We start from the raw sequence: 15,486 nt of genomic DNA, 5'->3' as shown, positions 1-15,486 counted from the left end.
TTCAAGTTGGACAAGATCGGCAATCGGGGTGGGCGTGAGGTAGGTCATAAGGGGGTGCACTCCAGACACCATCATTGGAACAAGAAAAAGAGAAATTTCAAAACAGAATGCGATGATCATTAAATAATCGCTGACAAATTAAAAGCTTCTACAGCCAAGATTTCACGAAAATTCATCCTGCGAAATAATGCCTATCATAATGATTTTATGGGGATTTAACTGTGTTTTCGTGTCCCTGTCGTCAGTGCTCCCATGAATGTCCTCTGACGGTAGGGCAGGAATGTGTAATACTGGTTAACGTCGCATTTACCTGCCAAATTTTCGCCCTAATTCCGCCCTCAACTTGCCGGATCGGGGGGCTCAGGTGAGCGCATTGTAGTGTGTAGTTTTTCGGGTGTGTGATGTTGGGCTCTTTGGTTTGGGGCATTGTCGCCGGTTACGCCGTTTTTGGTATGGCGTGGATGACAGGTGTTTCTCTTCTCTTTTCTTTCGTCATAGGCGCCCTTCTGGGGGGCGGCGTATTCACCCTTCTGTCGCTCCGCTACAAAACATCCCAAGACACTGAAGTGAACGCGAATTGCCCTCGTCGGCAGGACTGCTGTTCCTCATCCTGAGATACCACTGCTCACAAGTTAGCCGCTCGCCGGAGGGTTTGCCGTGTTTGGGCGAACCCTCCGGCAAAATCCTGTGCTAGTGCAGAAATCCCAACCTTTTCCTAGCTTTCCTTTACCTGTTAAAGCTATGTCGAGCACAGCCTTCGCCGCCGGGGGAAGGGTGACAGTAAATATGGGACAAGCTTTATGAAATTTGTTGTTGCAGGCATTGGATATGTGGGCCTCTCGAACGCTGTTCTACTGGCGCAGAACCACCCTGTTGTGGCTGTCGATATTTCCGAAAGCCGCGTGGCGGATGTAAATGCCCGTAAGAGCCCCATCGTCGATGCCGAGCTCGAGGATTATCTGGCCAATCGCGACCTGAACCTGACCGCGACCACGGATCTGGCCGGTGCCGCTGCGGATGCCGATTACGTCATCGTGGCGACCCCCACCAACTATGACGCTGACACCAACTACTTCGACACCAGCAGTGTCGAGACGGTGATCAAGGCTGTTATCGCGGTTAATCCCAAAGCAACTCTGGTGATTAAGTCCACGATCCCCGTGGGTTACACCGCCCGTCTGGCCGAGGAACTGGAAACCGATCAGGTCATCTTCAGCCCCGAGTTCCTGCGTGAGGGCAAGGCGCTTTATGACAACCTGCACCCCAGCCGGATCGTGGTCGGCGAGCAGAGCGAACGCGCCAAGGTCTTTGCCGAGGCGCTGCTTGAAGGCGCAATCAAAAAGGACGTGCCGATCCTTTACACCGGCGCGACCGAGGCCGAGGCGATCAAGCTATTCGCGAACACCTACCTTGCGATGCGCGTCGCCTATTTCAACGAACTCGACAGCTATGGCATGGCGCTGGGTCTCGATACCCGCCAGATCATTCAGGGCGTTGGCCTCGATCCGCGAATCGGCAGCCACTACAACAACCCGAGCTTCGGTTATGGTGGTTACTGCTTGCCCAAGGACACCAAGCAGCTGCTGGCGAACTACTCTGAAGTGCCGCAGAACATCATCCGCGCGATCGTGGACGCCAACCGCACTCGCAAGGATTTCCTGTCCGACGCGATCGTTGCCCGCAAGCCCAAGATTGTCGGCATTTACCGTCTGGTGATGAAGGCGGGCTCTGACAACTTCCGCCAGAGCTCGATTCAAGGCATCATGAAGCGCGTCAAAGCCAAGGGCATCGAGGTCATCGTTTACGAACCCGTGCTACAAGAGAACGAATTCTTCCGTTCGCGCGTGGTAAATGATCTGGAGGCCTTCAAGGCCGAGGCTGACGTCATCGTGGCCAACCGCATCACCGACGATATCGCCGATGTTGCGGACAAGGTGTTCAGCCGCGATCTGTTCGGATCTGATTGATCCGGCTTACAGCGGTACGAAATCAGGTAGGCGTTTCAGACTGTTACGGACAATGTCCATCAGTCTGGCGTCGGCCTGTTCCGCTGTTTCTTTTGGGTAAATCGGGGTCACATATCGGACAAGGGCGCCATCGGTGCGGCCCATGGTCAGTCCATCTGACAGAACCGTCAGCTTTGCCTTGAAGTCGTTCGTTAACCGTTTTCCCCGCTGTTCAAACCAGTAATAGACCAACTGCTGGTCGGTTCCCTTCTGGATGATGGCGCGGTTCACGGCAAAGTCGCCGTAATCTCCACCGACCTGAATATTGAAGGGATTAATTTCGTAAATTTCCCAACCGGCAGATGGCAGACAGACCTCGGGCGAATGGATGCCTTGGCCTTCGGTCTGGCGCGCGTAAAAGGCCACGAACATGTTCGCGGTTTTGCCTGTGTTTTGGTCGATATAGGTCGCGTTCAGATAGTCATCCGCTGCCAGAACCCGCTCGATTTCCGGATCTAGACTGGACGTCGCCCCCCGCCATTTACCGAGTTGCCGCGGAAATACGGTAAATGCATCGCGTTGCAGCGGCTGTGCCGGAGAAGTGTCGATGGTGATGCTGGCGGCAGAAATACCCGCAGTCATCAGGATCGCAATCGCCAAGGTTTTTGAGAACCTGATTTCCCTGATTTTAGCCAGGTAAGGAAGCAGGCCGTCGAAGTCCAAATCCAGCGATTCGGTTAACGGGCGGGGCGTTGCTTCGGTGCGTTGCAGGCCCCAGGCCATCAGGAACAGGATCGCGATACATGCCAGGAACACGACCCAGCCTTCGAAGAAATGTAGGAATCCTTCGGCCTGTTCGATCCCGTAGCTGTTTACCAGTATGCCAATTACTCCGATGCGGAGGGCATTCATGAACACCGTTAACGGCGCGGCGGAGATCAAAAGAATGGCTTTGTGCCAGAGGGGCCCCCGATAAAGGATTGCGAACAAATAGGAAAAGCTGAGAATCGGGAAAAGGTACCGCAAGCCCGAGCAAGCCTCGGCCACCTGTAGCTTGTAGACCCCAAGGTCGATCACGTTGCCTTCTAGGTAAACGGGCACCCCTGCCAGCCGGACAAACCAAACGCCGAGTTCGGAACTGACCCTTTGCAAGTAGGTTGTCAGGTTCCAATACATGAACTGCGGCAGGGGCAGCATGAAGATTAGATGGATCACAGGCAGCAGGTGAAGACGCCCCCGCTTCGCACCGAATTGTACCAGCACTACTCCACCAAGCCACAGGATGAAGCCATAGGTGACGATGTCGGGAATGCGCGCCAGATTTCCGATTGCTGCCACCAGTAAAGCCGTGGTTATGACGGCCAAGCCGAAAACCCGGTCTTTGGGGTGGCGCTTGGCTGATGGCAGGGTTCGCAATTCCCTGAGGAATAAGTATAGCGAAATCAGTGGGATGAGTGGGCCGTGGCTGTATTCTGGCCTAGCCCAAGCCTGGATCAAATCCACGAAGCCGGGCCAGAAAATCGGGATCGCACTGAGCGTCAGGAGTAGGAAACACCAGAACCCAACCGAGTAAGCGCCCGTTCCTGCACGGAGGCTTTTGGAATGTACCGATGAAAATGCCATCGTGAAAACCCGAACCAAAAAATGAACCAAAATACACAGGCACCCTATCAGAGCGGCGATAGGATGCCTAATGCATATCGGAACCAATTCCGAGTAGGATGCGGAATTGTTCTTTCATTTTGGTTAATCAGCGAAGGCTAATAGGTCAGTTTCCGAAGCTAAAATCGCGGCTAACGCGCACGTAAACCTTGTTTGAGATGGCGTCTTCCAGACCCTCTTGCATGTTGCGACGCTGGCTGACGCCGGTGGTCAGGGTCCAGTCGCGGGTCAGCTGATGGTCATAATCCAGCGCGAGGTCGGCCTGCCATGTGGTCGGAGAGGTGCCCTCGACATAGTCCACTTCGCCGTAGTTGCCGCTGAGCGAGATGGAGGACAATCCGTTGATTTCGTAGGATACATTCGAGCCAAGCTGTGAAACCACGCGGTCCCCGCCGGTATCTGTGGCGGCAACATTGCGAACCAGATTCATGCCAACGGTGCTGCGCTTCATGTCGCGCGTATAGCTCATTTCGCCGATCCAGGTGCCATCGCCATTGTCGTTCTGGCTAAAGCCAAGCTCACCCGACAGGGTTGCGCCGGGCATCTCCATCGTTCTGGAAAAGGTTAACGCGTCGCGTGCGCCGGTCGCTGCAATGCTGTGGTCATAGGCCACGCCAGCGGATCCCAGCGTCAGCTCGCGCTGGTAACCAAGGTTAAAGGTCGAGCCTTCCTCGGTCTCCTCCAGCCCCGCAGAGGTGGTGTCGACGGTGGTGTAACCGGCGGCAAAGTTCAGGGTGCTCAGCCGCCCGATCTCGTAGGTCAGACCGGTTTCGGCGCTACGCGTCTCGCGCTCGGTGTTCTGAAGGTTGTCTGCCTCGTGGTATTTGTACCCGAGATCCGCGTTCATGGTCACCACAGGGGACAGACGGATGCGCGTCTTCAGCGTGCCGCCGGTCGTCCCGCTGTCGTAATAGGTCGGCGAGGTGGTGTCGAAATACTGGACGTTGCCACGCTCGGCGCTGATGTCCAGTTCGACGGGCATATCCTTGAGCATTTCCAAGGTGACCGACTGGTTCGACACGCGGCGACGGCCGGTGTCCGGCGTGATTGTGACTTCGCCGGTTTCCGGGTCAAAGACGTTGGTGACCGCACTGACGTCCTGTTCATCCACGCGGGTGATGGCGCGCAGGGTGCTGCCCGCGCCCTGACGTTCATAGAACATGCGCAGGGTCGGATCGGTGATGTCCTGAATGGTATCGTCCGGCTCTTCCGAGAAGGTCAGCGTGCCAGAGGTGTCGATATCCAGCTGTTGGATGGCCGTGCGGCGGCTGAAACCGGCGCTCAGGGTCGTGGCAAAAGTGTTGGTATCGCCCGCGGACGGGCGATCCATTCCAGCATTGCTTTCACTGCGCAATTCCGAGGAAATACCGAAACGGGTCTCATTTCCGGGGGTCTTGTCGTCCTGTGCGATCGCCGTGGTCGCCAGCAGCGTCGCTGCCGAGAACGAAAAGAATTGATAGAGCCGCTGACTCGACTTCATCGCCTGTACTTTCCCTTGCGCAGGGCGAAATCGGTGATTTCGCCTGCTATGCTGCCTCAATGACCCCTCTGACGGGGGTTACCCGTTAAAATCGGGCTTGAGGCTACATTATTCGAAAAGGCGGCGTTCGGGAACCACAATTACATCTCCTTCTTGGAGACGTGTTGCACCAGAGATACCCTTACCCCCTTTGTAATCGAACAGGTATTTGATTTCTTGGCCGGTTTTGGAATTCACGCGGCGCAGTTCGATACGGTTGGTCGCCGCAAAACGGGTGAAACCGCCCGCGGTTGCGATGGCCTGCAGGATGGTGACGTTTTCCTTGGTGTCGATGTTCAGGCGGCCCGGCGTTGTGATTTCGCCCATCGCGTAGACACCGTACGTGCGCACGACCGGTGCCGCAGTAGGGCGGGGCGGGGCCAGCGACGCGACGCTGACAAAGACGTTCGGTGCTACGTTAAAGTTGGGCGCAAGTTTGGACACGATCGACGATTTCACCGCGCCAACTGTTTGGCCCGCTGCTTTGATGGTGCCTGCGAAGGGAAAGTTAATATTTCCATCGGGTAGGACCAGCACAGGACGGCTGAGGTTTGCATCCTCAAGCACTTCGATCTGCAGGGTGTCGCCGGTTTTGATCCGGTAGTTGTCAGCGGCTGCGGTGGTGCCAATGGCCAAAAGAGCCAGAGAAATTCCAGTTAAAACAAGGCGCAGAAGGGCCCGCGCCATGATATAGAAACTCATTTTATAACCTCGTTAAAGACGGGGAGGGACGCTTTGCTCTGCTTGATTAGGGCAGGGCGAAACCCCGTTTCACTGATGCGAATGCGCTTTCATGATATGTCAATTCAGCTATCAATGAAACGTTTTCTCACAGTGAAGGGTTGGTTTTTTGCAAAGCTTCCCGACCTGTCTAATTCCCCGCCGAGGCCTGCTCTGGCACAGCGAGGCCGCCCAAAGCGTCGTTCACCATATTCGCCAGATCGGGCATTGCCTCGGGCGCCTGAGCTAGCAAATCTGCGGCTTGCAGCAGGACTTTGCGCGCCTTTTCCGGTTGATTGGTGGCGATATAGGCCATGCCAGCGTGGTACTGCACAGTCGGATCGAAGCTGAGCGCACTTGCTGCCGTATCCAGATGTGCTACCGCATCGGTTAACTCTCCGCGTCGATACGCGATCCAGCCATAGGTGTCCTGATAGGCCGGAATTGCGGAATTCTGCAGCCGGCGGGCGATGATGTAAGCGCGGTTCAGGCTGTCTTCGTCCGTGCGCGCAGTCGACAAGAGGCTGGCGAGGTTGTTGGCGATCATCTCGGCATCGGAATTTTTCTGGTAGAGATCTTCGTAAAGGACGATCGCCTGATCAATGTCGCCCGAGGTCTGCATATGGCTCGCCCGAATCCAGAGCAGGCCGGCGTCATCGGGCAGGTGAGTCAAAGCTTCGTCCAGAACGGCCAGGCCTTGATCCATCTGTCCATCCCGCTGGAGCAGATTGTAGATCGCCATCCAGCTATCCCGCTGGGTGGGGTCGTTGGTAACCAGTTTACGGAACAGAGCTATCGCCTTGGCGTCCTGTTTCTGATGGCCGAGCGTAGTCGCGTAAAGGAAAATGGCGACGGGATCTTCGGGGTTGGCGTCATAGGCTTTGCGCGCGAAATCGGTAGCTTCGTTGATCTGGTCGTTCAGAATCAGACTGCGCACGACCATCGCCGTGCCATTGCTGTCAGCCCCCAGATTAGCCTCGACGAATTGCATCAATTCCGCGGTTTTCCGGCGCAGGGCCAGTTGCTGCCCCTCGAGTTCGTTCGCCAGAGAGGTCGCCGCGGGCGCATCAAGGGAACGCAGGCGCTGGATGTCTTGGGTTACGCGGCCCCAATCCTCCATCGCGATGTGGATTTCGGCGAGGGTGCCGATGAGCGCGAGGTCGGTGTTCTGTCGGCGCAATGCGTCGATGGTTAACTCTTCGGCGGCGTGGAGCTGACCTTGGGCCTTCAGGACGTTAACCATGCGCAGGGTCAGAGAGGGTTCATAATTCGCAGCCTCGACTGCGCGCATCAGAACGTCGGACATCAGATCGCGGCTGCCTTCTCGCTCATAGGCTTGCGACAGGGTAGCGAGGACTTGGGCGTTGTCCGGCGCCTGATCCAAGGCCTTGCGCAGAAGCAGAATGGCGTCCCCGGTTTCGTCGGCGGCGATCATCCAGCTGGCTTGCAGGCGAAGGGCTTCGACCTGACTGGGATCATGGGTGAGGGTCGCGGAAACCAGAGATTGCGCCTCTTCGTGCTGATCCTGATCGTCCAGAATGGTGGCAAGGGCCATGCGGGCGCGATCTTTGCTTTCGCTTTCGGGGGCGTCCTCGATCAATGTGCGAAGTTCGTTAATGGCTTGGTCGCGTTCGCCATTCTCGTAACGCAACGCGGCGCGCATGGCGGCAAAGGTAAGGCTGTCCCGCGCGACATCTTCGGGCATCGGTTGGGCATTCAGCGCCTCGTCCAAGGCAGCCAGGGCGGGCGCGATTCCGCGGGTGCCACGGATATAGGTGATCAGCGTTTGGCGGGCGTCGGGGGATTGTCCGACCTGCTTCGCTAGCCATGCCTCGGCATCGTCGGTGCGGCCTTGCCGCGTGTACCAGTTAACCAGTTTGACACCGAGCGACTCCTCCTCTGGGAAAAGCTGGGTCATGGTTTGGAGCGAGGTTTCGATTCCACTTAGGTCCCCCAGCCGCTCCAGCGCCATCAGACGCGCGCGGTGGAGCGGGAGGCTGTGCTGATCGATCGCCAACCCAGCGTCAGCTTGGTCCAGAAGGGCGGTCCATGCGCCATTCTCGATCAGGTCCGCCATGACGGTCTGGCGCGCGTAGAACTGGCCGGGATCGGCCTGAAGAACGGCTTTGGCTTGCTCGAGGGCGTCGTGGACGCCCTTGGCGTCCTTGCCCTGAACCGCGAGTTGATAGGTGATCGCTGCACTCATGGCGCTTACGTTGGGATCATCGGGCAGGGCGGCCTTGGCTTTGGCGACATAGGGCGCAGCGCCCTCGTAATCACCGTTGGCCAGTAGCATCTGGGTCACGGTCCGGTTGGCGGCGCCATCTTCGGGGGTTTGCTCGGCAAGGCGCAGGTATTGCGCCAGCCCTTCTTCAAGCTGGCCGCGTTCGATGACGGTATCAGCATAGAGGCGACGGGCCTCTGTATGGCTGGTGTTCAGCTTGAGCACGTTACGCAGTTCGATCAACGCACGGTCGGGGTCGCCAGCCTCGAGCAGGGACATCGCGTTGCGGAAATGCTCTTCCGCCCGCTCCTCGGACGAGTCGCAGGCGGTGAGCGTGAAAAGAAGGGAGATCACGAGAAGAAGTCTGGTCACAATCAATCGATCCTGAAAGTTAACGGGGCCTTAGACCCCTGTCCCCCGCAGAACCACGACCACGGTCCGCAAGAGGATGCGCATGTCCGTGCGCAGGCTGAGTTTGTGCAAATAGGCGTCGTCGTAACCCGCCCTCTCCGCAAAGCTGGAATCGTGGCGGTCTGAAACCTGCCACATGCCTGTCAGGCCGGGGCGGGTCAGGTAATAGGCGCGGCCGGGGTACATCCCAGTTTGCTCGACCATCATGGGACGCGGGCCGACAAGGCTCATTTCCCCGCGTAGGACGTTGATAAGCTGGGGTAATTCATCCAGTGAAGTCTTCCGCAGAAAACGACCCACTGTCGTGATGCGCGGGTCGTAGCGCAGCTTCTGGTGCTTGTCCCACTCGGCTTGTGCCTCGGGGCATTTTTTCAGGTAGGCGGCCAGCTTTTGGTCCGCCTCGGGCACCATCGTTCTGAATTTGAACATGCGGAAGATCCGCCCGTGCCGCCCGATCCGTCGCTGACTGTAGATCGGGTTGTGCCCGTCCATCGCGATCAGCGCCGTAATCACCAAGGTCATGGGCAGCAGGAACGGCGAGGCCAGTAAAAGCAGGCCCACCGAAAGCCAGACATCCAGAAGCCGCTTGTAATAGAGCGCATAGGTCTGGTCGGGCCGAAGGAACGCTGGCGGAGTATCGGCGGGATAAACCACCGGTTGATGGTGAGACGTTGCAAAACTGTCGGAAAGCATCATGACAACCGAACTCTTTAACAAAAACGGGACCAGCGAGGGGGCTCGTCCGATAAAAAATCGTTACGAAGCCAGCGTGATTGGGGCTGGCAAATGTGCAAATTTGGTTAACGTGGTCGCGAAATGAAATTAAAATATTTATTACAGTACCTACTGCCTGACTACATTCCAAATTTATTCGATTTTTTTCAAGACCTTTAACCAAATGGAAACAGTGATCGGCGCGTAGTTGCCTGCCGATATCAGGTTAAATGTCATGTAAAACAGGAAGGTAGTTCGATTTCTGTTGGCTGGCTTTTCAGTCTTTGTGCAGCGGAGAAGTATGCTATCCGAGAAGATGTTTATGTATCGTTAACGATGTCGCTTAAATCGGTCGAAGCTAAAAATATTTATCAAATTGGTACAATATGAAAATGATACTTATTTGTTAGGTTGCATTAAATGTAAGTTTTGGACAATATTAAGGAGTGATTTCTATTTGGTTGTAGGGTTTCAGAATGGGCGAAGGTAAACATTCTGCTTTGGGTTGTTTGGTGGGCCTTGGTTGGTCTGCGTCGCGTCGATGATCCGCTTTGCTCCACTTCTGGCTCTGTTGCCTGTGATGCCGGTCCGGTTGCCTCGGATATTTTAGAGGGTCGCCGTGTTAACTGATTTTTCAAAAAGGTTTTTATGCATGTCTTCCGGTGCGATGTACGCCGCCCATTTCGGGCTCAAACAGCGTCCGTTTACCCTGTTACCCGATCCTGAGTTTCTGTTCTGGTCGCCCCAACATCGTAGGGCCTACTCGGTGCTGGAGATCGGCATCCTTTCCCGTGCGCCCATCACGCTGGTCACCGGCGAGATCGGTTCGGGTAAAACCACGTTGCTGCGTCAGCTGCTGAACCGCATGGAAGAGGAGCTGACAGTTGGCCTTATTTCCAACGCCACCGGCGGTCGAGGAGAGCTGATCCGGTGGGCGCTGAATGCCTTCGGGATCGAGGTGCCAGAGGATCATGCGGACTATGTCGACCTCTATCAGGCGCTCGTGGACTTTATGGTGCACGAATACGCCGAGGGGCGTCGGATCATCCTGATCATCGACGAGGCGCAGAACCTGTCTGCGGAATCCCTCGAAGAACTGCGGATGTTAACCAACGTGAACTCGAACAAGGACGAGCTGTTCCAGCTGATCCTGGTGGGGCAACCTGAGCTGCACGATTTGGTGTTACAGCCCCAGTTGCGTCAGTTGGCGCAACGGGTTGCGGCTAGCTTTCACCTTGGGGCCATGAACGAGGCGGGCGTCCGCGATTACATCCGCCACAGGCTGCGGATCGCGGGCGGTGATGGCGAAGAGATCACCGCGGATGCCGTTCACCGTATTTTCGACAGTACTGATGGAATTCCTAGGTTGATCAATCAGTTATGCGACCTGTCCATGATGTATGCTTGGACGGATGACGAAGAATTTGTGTCGGCCGAGACGGTCGATGCCGTGCTGGAGGATGGGGTGTTCTTTGGCGCGCAACTTTTGGGTGGGGCTCAGAAGGAGAAACAGGCTTGATGCACGAGCTGAAGTACGCATTTGCGATCTTTCTCAGGCGATTGCCCTGGTTTTTGCTGGTTGCAGGGGGCATTTCGACCCTCGCAATTCTCACTGCGATCAGTTTGCCGCCGGCATATGTTAGCCAAGTGAAGCTTTTGGTCGAGAGTTCGCAAATTCCCGGTGACTTGGCCGAGTCGACCGTCCAGACATCGCCGCAAGAGCAGTTGCAGATATTCGAAACGCGACTTCTGACGCGGGCAAATATGCTGGACATCTCGCGCAAACTTGGTGTGCCGGAAAATGTGGCAGAGATGTCGCCTGACCAGATCGTGGACGCGATGCGGGCGCGGACCAGCATCCGGATTTCCGCCGGCCGGCAGGAAGCCACGCTGATGAGCATCAGCTTCGAGGCGACCGATCCTCAGAAAGCGGCCGGTGTCCTGAACGAATACCTGACCCTGATTCTGCGCGAGGATGCGACCTATCGCACGACCCGCGCTGGCCAGACGCAGGAGTTCTTTGAACAGGAGGTGGATCGTCTTGGGGCCGAGTTGAGCGCCCAAAGCGCCAAAATCCTGACCTTCAAGAACGATCATTCCGATGCTTTGCCCGAAAGTCTGGAGTATCGGCGCACGCTGCTGCTGAACCAGCAGGACCGGATGTTGCAGATCGAACACGAGATCACCGGACTGGGTGATCAGCGCGAGCGGTTGACTCAGATTTTCAATTCGACCGGACGGGTGGATGCAGGCGCGGCCCAAACCCCCGAAGAGGTGCGTCTACAGGAACTTGAGAACGAGCTTAACAGCGTCCTGTCCATCTATTCCGAGAACCACCCACGGGTCCTGGCGCTGCGCTCTCAGGTGGCACAGGCGCAGAAATCCGTTAGCACCGCGCTGCGCCAACAGGATGGGGTCACCGAAACCGACCCCGCGCGGGCGATGTTCAAGCTGCAGATGGAAGAGATCGACACCCGCCTGGCCTATCTGACCGAACAGAAAACCCAGCTGGAAGCGCAGATGCAAATCCTGACCCAGAGCATCGATTTGACCCCAGCAAACGCCATCGCGCTTGAGGCGCTGGAGCGGGATCATCAAAACGTGCAGGAGCAGTATAATCAGGCGGTGGACCGCTTGGCGCGCGCCTCGACCGGCGAACGGATCGAGGCTTTGTCGCGTGGGCAGCGGATTACTGTGGTCGAACAGCCGACCGCGCCGTCCTCTCCGACCAAGCCGAACCGTTCGCTGATTGCGGGTGGCGGCACGGGCTTTGGCATTCTGGTGGGCCTGGCGCTGATCGCAGGTCTCGAGATGCTGAACCGCACGGTGCGGCGCCCCGCAGATCTGGTGAAACGTCTGGGGATCACCCCGATTGCGACGATTCCTTATTTGCGGACGCGGCGGCAGAAAATGATCCGGCGGCTGTCCTTTGCGACGGTGGTTCTGGTGGTCATCACCGTGATCCCTGCCAGCATTTATGCGCTTCATCTTTATTACCTGCCCCTCGACCTGATCGCCGAGCGGGTCATGGACAAACTTCATCTGCGCGGCTGAGGAGGCTAGGATGGAACGACTTCAGGCAGCACTGCAAAAGGCCCGCGCCCAACGGGAAACCGTGGTCGGAGAACCCGCGCGTCTGCGTAAACCCCGAGGGAATTTTGGCCAGACCCGCCGTCGGCGCACGGCTGCGATCGACGAAGTTTGGCAGAGTTTGCCCGAGATGGAGGTAAACACCGACGTTTGGCAGCTTCACCGTCTGTTCGCTTACAAGGGCGGGGCGGATGCGGCGCCATTTGACCTACTGCGGACGAAATTACTGCGGTTGGTGCGCCAACATAAATGGAAGCGGGTGGCGATCCTATCGGCGAACGCCGATGCGGGGAAATCGACCACGGTGGCCAACCTCGCGCTGTCCTTTGCGCGGCAAAAGGACATCCACGCGATGGCCATCGACTTTGACCTGCGGCGCCCGTCGATGGGGCGTCTGCTCGGGCAGCATTTACAAAACAACATGGGGCAGGTTCTGCGGGGCGAGATCCCGTTCGAGCGTCACGTTCGCCGGCTGGGGATGAACATGGCGTTTGCCATGAATGACCTGCCGGTTCACCAACCTGCGGAACTCTTGCAAAGCCAGCGGACCGAAGATTTCATCAAGCAGATCGAGGAGAAATACTCGACCGATCTGATCCTCTTTGACATGCCCCCGATGATGGTCGCCGACGATGCACATGGATTTTTGCGCTGGGTAGATGCCGCCCTGATCGTGATCGAGGCGGAAAAGACGCCGGTGAAACAGATCGACATTCTCGAGCGACAGGTCGCCGAGTTAACCAATGTCGCCGGTATTGTTCTGAACAAGTGCAACTATTCCGACGAATACACCGGCTCTTATCATGACTACTACTGAGGTCCCCTTCGCAGCCGTGATCATCCCGCATTTTAACGATCATACGCGGCTGGATCGGTGCTTGTCGGCGCTATGGCGTGGGGGCGTTCCATCGGATGTCGAGGTGATCGTGGTTGATAACGGGTCACAGCCACCTTTGGGTGACATGAGCGATTTTCCGGGCCTGCGGGTCGTGGTTGAAACGCGCAAGGGTGCAGCAAACGCCCGCAACCGAGGTGTGTCGGAAACCAGTGCGCCGCGGCTATGGTTTCTGGACGCCGATTGTGTACCCGCCGATGACTGGTTCGCACAGGCCCGAGCCGTTTGTGACAAGGCGGATATTATCGGAGGTGACGTCACGGTCTTTGACGAGAGCGGCCCACCCCGCAACGGTGCCCAAGGGTTCGAGACTGTTTTCGCCTTTGATTGCCGGTCCTATGTGCAGGAACTGGGCTTTGCGGTGACTGCCAACATGTTGACACGGCGACATATTTTCTATCGCGCAGGCCCATTCATTGACGGTGTTCCCGAAGACAAGGAATGGTGTCAGCGCGCCGTTCGCACAGGCGCCGACATCATCTTTGCGCCGGAATTGAGGGTGGCGCATCCTTCACGATCGGATTGGTCAGCCTTGCGTAAAAAATGGGTCCGCCTCACCCGAGAAGCATGGGCTGCGCATCGGCAAAGACGCTTTGCCTCGGGTCTTTGGGTGGCGCGGGCCGTGATGGTGGCACTGTCGGGACTGGTGCATCTGCGGCGCGTGTTCCAATCCTCAAAGTTAACGGGCGCGGAAAAACGATCAACAGCGTTAACCCTGCTCCGGCTGCGCGGATTGCGGTCGGCTTGGATGTTGCGTCAAGTCGTTGGATTAAGCGTTTAGCGAACGGTGTCTTTCCACTGAGTTAACCCTAGACCGCAATGTTCCTGCCGGATGTTCCAGCCCGTTTCGGGCATAGCGGAGGTGCGGCGATGATGATTTCAGTGGGGTCGAGTGTTTCAGCGGTCCGGTCTGCTCACAGAGGCAGTCGGCCCGCTATTTTGTTGGCGATGGGACAGTCAAATATGGTTGACCGCTCTGGCGCGGATGCCACTGCGCTTTGGCCAGCGAAGGTAAGTATTTTCGATCCCGCGACGGAAACTCTGGTGCCGCCGACCAAGAACCTTAATTGGGTGCCCTCGGTTCCGGGCGCGACCGCAGACTACGATGAAGGTCCAGGGCATGCGGTACGGGTTTTCGCGACCCACTGGTGTGGGGCCCATCCGGATAGGGAGCTAATCGTGCTGCCCGCGGCACGTGGGGGGACCGGTTTCAAAGACGAATGGTATGCCGACGGCTCTGGCGTGTTGTTTAACGAAATGGTTCGATTGCTGGACAGTTTGCTCGAGCAAGCACCTGATGCCGAAATCGTAGCAGGCCTGATGCAGAACGGTGAGCGCGATGCGGGCCAGAAAAACGCCTGCTATCAATGGAATGCTCTGGAACTGATCGCGCGTATCCGAGATCGATACTCTGCGGAAATTCCCTTTGTTTGGGGGGAGCCGGGCAATTTTGCCTCAACATCAGGTACTGATTTTGCTCGGGTCCGCGCTCAGATCCGAGAACTGCCGTCGGTGGCGCCATCCGTGGCCCTCGGTCGGGATTTGGCTCCGGAAACCTATGATGGTTTAACCGATATAGGGGATGGCCTTCACTTTGATCGCAACTCGCAAGAGGTGCTCGGCCAGTTGGATTACGCGGCCCTCGGGGCGCTTTCAGAGGAGGTTTCGCAACCCGATGTCGCGCTCATCTGGCAGTCTGCGGGCATCCCTGACTGGAACAATTTCGACATCGCCGCCTATGACGTGAGAGCAGGTGATACCCTGCTGATGCTAACCGCCGCTCATCGGTCCAGTGGAAATGCCTATCCTGACGCCGTGTGGATTGCGGGGCAAAGCGCGACGATCCTGAGCCGTTCTGTGACCGTGGTTACCACGCGACTGGCGCTATCCGCATCGACGGTTACTTTGACCGTCGATCCCTTGAGCCCCCTTTTGCCGGTGGCTTGTACCTGGCAGAAGCAGCCGTTAGGGGGCGCGATTTCGATCTGGCGAATCCGGAATATCACGCTCGCTGATGTTCAGACCTCTGTGGGGACGGGGGCATTAACGTTAACAGGCGGGGCGGAAGGGATGGCGTTCATGGTTTACGCTGTCGATACCGTTGGTGAATTGCCGTTCTCTGGCGAGGGTACAGTGTTGGTCGAGGGCAGCGGAAATGTTTTTGCGACCTCCTTTTCTACGCGCGAAGTCGGGACCGCTGAGAGCATCACACTGACGCCAGATAGAACGCCCTCGCACGGCTGTGGTGTGATCGGTGTCCAGTTTACCGCTTAGGGCATTATTAACCTTGCTTCGGCACTCTCCG

Annotated in this window: 12 protein-coding genes; 7 read left to right on the top strand and 5 right to left on the bottom strand. The window is 57.1% G+C overall.

The genetic code is table 11. The annotated features are described in order from the left end of the window. Positions 1-800 precede the first annotated feature (800 nt). A complete protein-coding gene (locus HJ536_RS17945; RefSeq protein ID WP_177158792.1) occupies positions 801-1,967 on the top strand; it encodes a nucleotide sugar dehydrogenase in 1,167 nt (388 codons plus the stop codon). Positions 1,968-1,973: 6 nt separating this feature from the next. Here HJ536_RS17945 and xrtD read toward each other — a convergent pair whose 3' ends face one another. From xrtD to HJ536_RS17920, 5 genes are all read right to left on the bottom strand, one after another. Then, entirely contained in the window at positions 1,974-3,569 is a 1,596-nt protein-coding gene (xrtD, locus tag HJ536_RS17940) for a VPLPA-CTERM-specific exosortase XrtD (RefSeq protein WP_177158791.1), read from the bottom strand. A 145-nt stretch (positions 3,570-3,714) separates the two neighbouring features. Then, complete coding sequence (locus tag HJ536_RS17935; protein WP_177158790.1) at positions 3,715-5,088, bottom strand: hypothetical protein; 1,374 nt, start codon at positions 5,086-5,088, stop codon at positions 3,715-3,717. Positions 5,089-5,196: 108 nt separating this feature from the next. Then, complete coding sequence (locus tag HJ536_RS17930; protein WP_228028791.1) at positions 5,197-5,829, bottom strand: polysaccharide biosynthesis/export family protein; 633 nt, start codon at positions 5,827-5,829, stop codon at positions 5,197-5,199. A 169-nt stretch (positions 5,830-5,998) separates the two neighbouring features. Continuing rightward, the gene (locus HJ536_RS17925) at positions 5,999-8,443 is read right to left on the bottom strand and encodes a tetratricopeptide repeat protein (RefSeq protein WP_177158789.1); all 2,445 of its coding nucleotides are present in this window, start codon (positions 8,441-8,443) and stop codon (positions 5,999-6,001) included. Positions 8,444-8,473: 30 nt separating this feature from the next. Next, the gene (locus HJ536_RS17920; RefSeq protein ID WP_228028790.1) at positions 8,474-9,178 is read right to left on the bottom strand and encodes a sugar transferase; all 705 of its coding nucleotides are present in this window, start codon (positions 9,176-9,178) and stop codon (positions 8,474-8,476) included. On the opposite strand from HJ536_RS17920, the gene HJ536_RS21135 reads away from it, so the two are divergent. The 6 genes from HJ536_RS21135 (at position 9,177) to HJ536_RS17895 (ending at position 15,455) form a co-directional block, all read left to right on the top strand. Beyond that, positions 9,177-9,302, top strand: coding sequence for a hypothetical protein (locus HJ536_RS21135; protein WP_265575607.1), 126 nt, complete (start codon positions 9,177-9,179; stop codon positions 9,300-9,302). The genes HJ536_RS17920 and HJ536_RS21135 overlap by 2 nt on opposite strands. A gap of 546 nt (positions 9,303-9,848) precedes the next feature. After that, the gene (locus tag HJ536_RS17915) at positions 9,849-10,715 is read left to right on the top strand and encodes an ExeA family protein (protein WP_177158788.1); all 867 of its coding nucleotides are present in this window, start codon (positions 9,849-9,851) and stop codon (positions 10,713-10,715) included. A 128-nt stretch (positions 10,716-10,843) separates the two neighbouring features. Next, positions 10,844-12,250 carry a GumC family protein gene (locus tag HJ536_RS17910; protein WP_177158787.1) on the top strand — a complete coding sequence of 469 codons (1,407 nt, stop codon included), beginning with the start codon at positions 10,844-10,846 and terminating at the stop codon, positions 12,248-12,250. A 10-nt stretch (positions 12,251-12,260) separates the two neighbouring features. Next, entirely contained in the window at positions 12,261-13,103 is an 843-nt protein-coding gene (locus HJ536_RS17905; RefSeq protein WP_177158786.1) for a CpsD/CapB family tyrosine-protein kinase, read from the top strand. Continuing rightward, entirely contained in the window at positions 13,090-13,962 is an 873-nt protein-coding gene (locus HJ536_RS17900) for a glycosyltransferase family 2 protein (RefSeq protein WP_177158785.1), read from the top strand. Before HJ536_RS17905 ends, HJ536_RS17900 begins: the two co-directional genes overlap by 14 nt. Positions 13,963-14,000: 38 nt before the next feature. Further along, positions 14,001-15,455 carry a sialate O-acetylesterase gene (locus HJ536_RS17895; protein ID WP_338082458.1) on the top strand — a complete coding sequence of 485 codons (1,455 nt, stop codon included), beginning with the start codon at positions 14,001-14,003 and terminating at the stop codon, positions 15,453-15,455. The last annotated feature ends 31 nt before the right edge of the window (positions 15,456-15,486 follow it).

The organism is Donghicola mangrovi, from assembly GCF_013377535.1.
In the GTDB taxonomy this organism is placed as follows: Bacteria; Pseudomonadota; Alphaproteobacteria; order Rhodobacterales; family Rhodobacteraceae; genus Donghicola; species Donghicola mangrovi.
Note: the sequence above shows the minus strand (reverse complement) of the source record. Positions and strands in the feature narration are given on the sequence as shown.

Bases quoted from the DNA above. Each gene is read 5' to 3' on its own strand.
- HJ536_RS17905 (WP_177158786.1), top strand. From the start codon at position 12,261: ATGGAACGACTTCAGGCAGCACTGCAAAAGGCCCGCGCCCAACGGGAA.
- HJ536_RS17915 (WP_177158788.1), top strand. From the start codon at position 9,849: ATGTCTTCCGGTGCGATGTACGCCGCCCATTTCGGGCTCAAACAGCGT.
- HJ536_RS17935 (WP_177158790.1), bottom strand. From the start codon at position 5,088: ATGAAGTCGAGTCAGCGGCTCTATCAATTCTTTTCGTTCTCGGCAGCG.
- HJ536_RS17945 (WP_177158792.1), top strand. From the start codon at position 801: ATGAAATTTGTTGTTGCAGGCATTGGATATGTGGGCCTCTCGAACGCT.
- HJ536_RS17895 (WP_338082458.1), top strand. From the start codon at position 14,001: ATGTTCCTGCCGGATGTTCCAGCCCGTTTCGGGCATAGCGGAGGTGCG.
- HJ536_RS17900 (WP_177158785.1), top strand. From the start codon at position 13,090: ATGACTACTACTGAGGTCCCCTTCGCAGCCGTGATCATCCCGCATTTT.
- HJ536_RS17930 (WP_228028791.1), bottom strand. From the start codon at position 5,829: ATGAGTTTCTATATCATGGCGCGGGCCCTTCTGCGCCTTGTTTTAACT.
- HJ536_RS17920 (WP_228028790.1), bottom strand. From the start codon at position 9,178: ATGATGCTTTCCGACAGTTTTGCAACGTCTCACCATCAACCGGTGGTT.
- xrtD (WP_177158791.1), bottom strand. From the start codon at position 3,569: ATGGCATTTTCATCGGTACATTCCAAAAGCCTCCGTGCAGGAACGGGC.
- HJ536_RS21135 (WP_265575607.1), top strand. From the start codon at position 9,177: ATGACAACCGAACTCTTTAACAAAAACGGGACCAGCGAGGGGGCTCGT.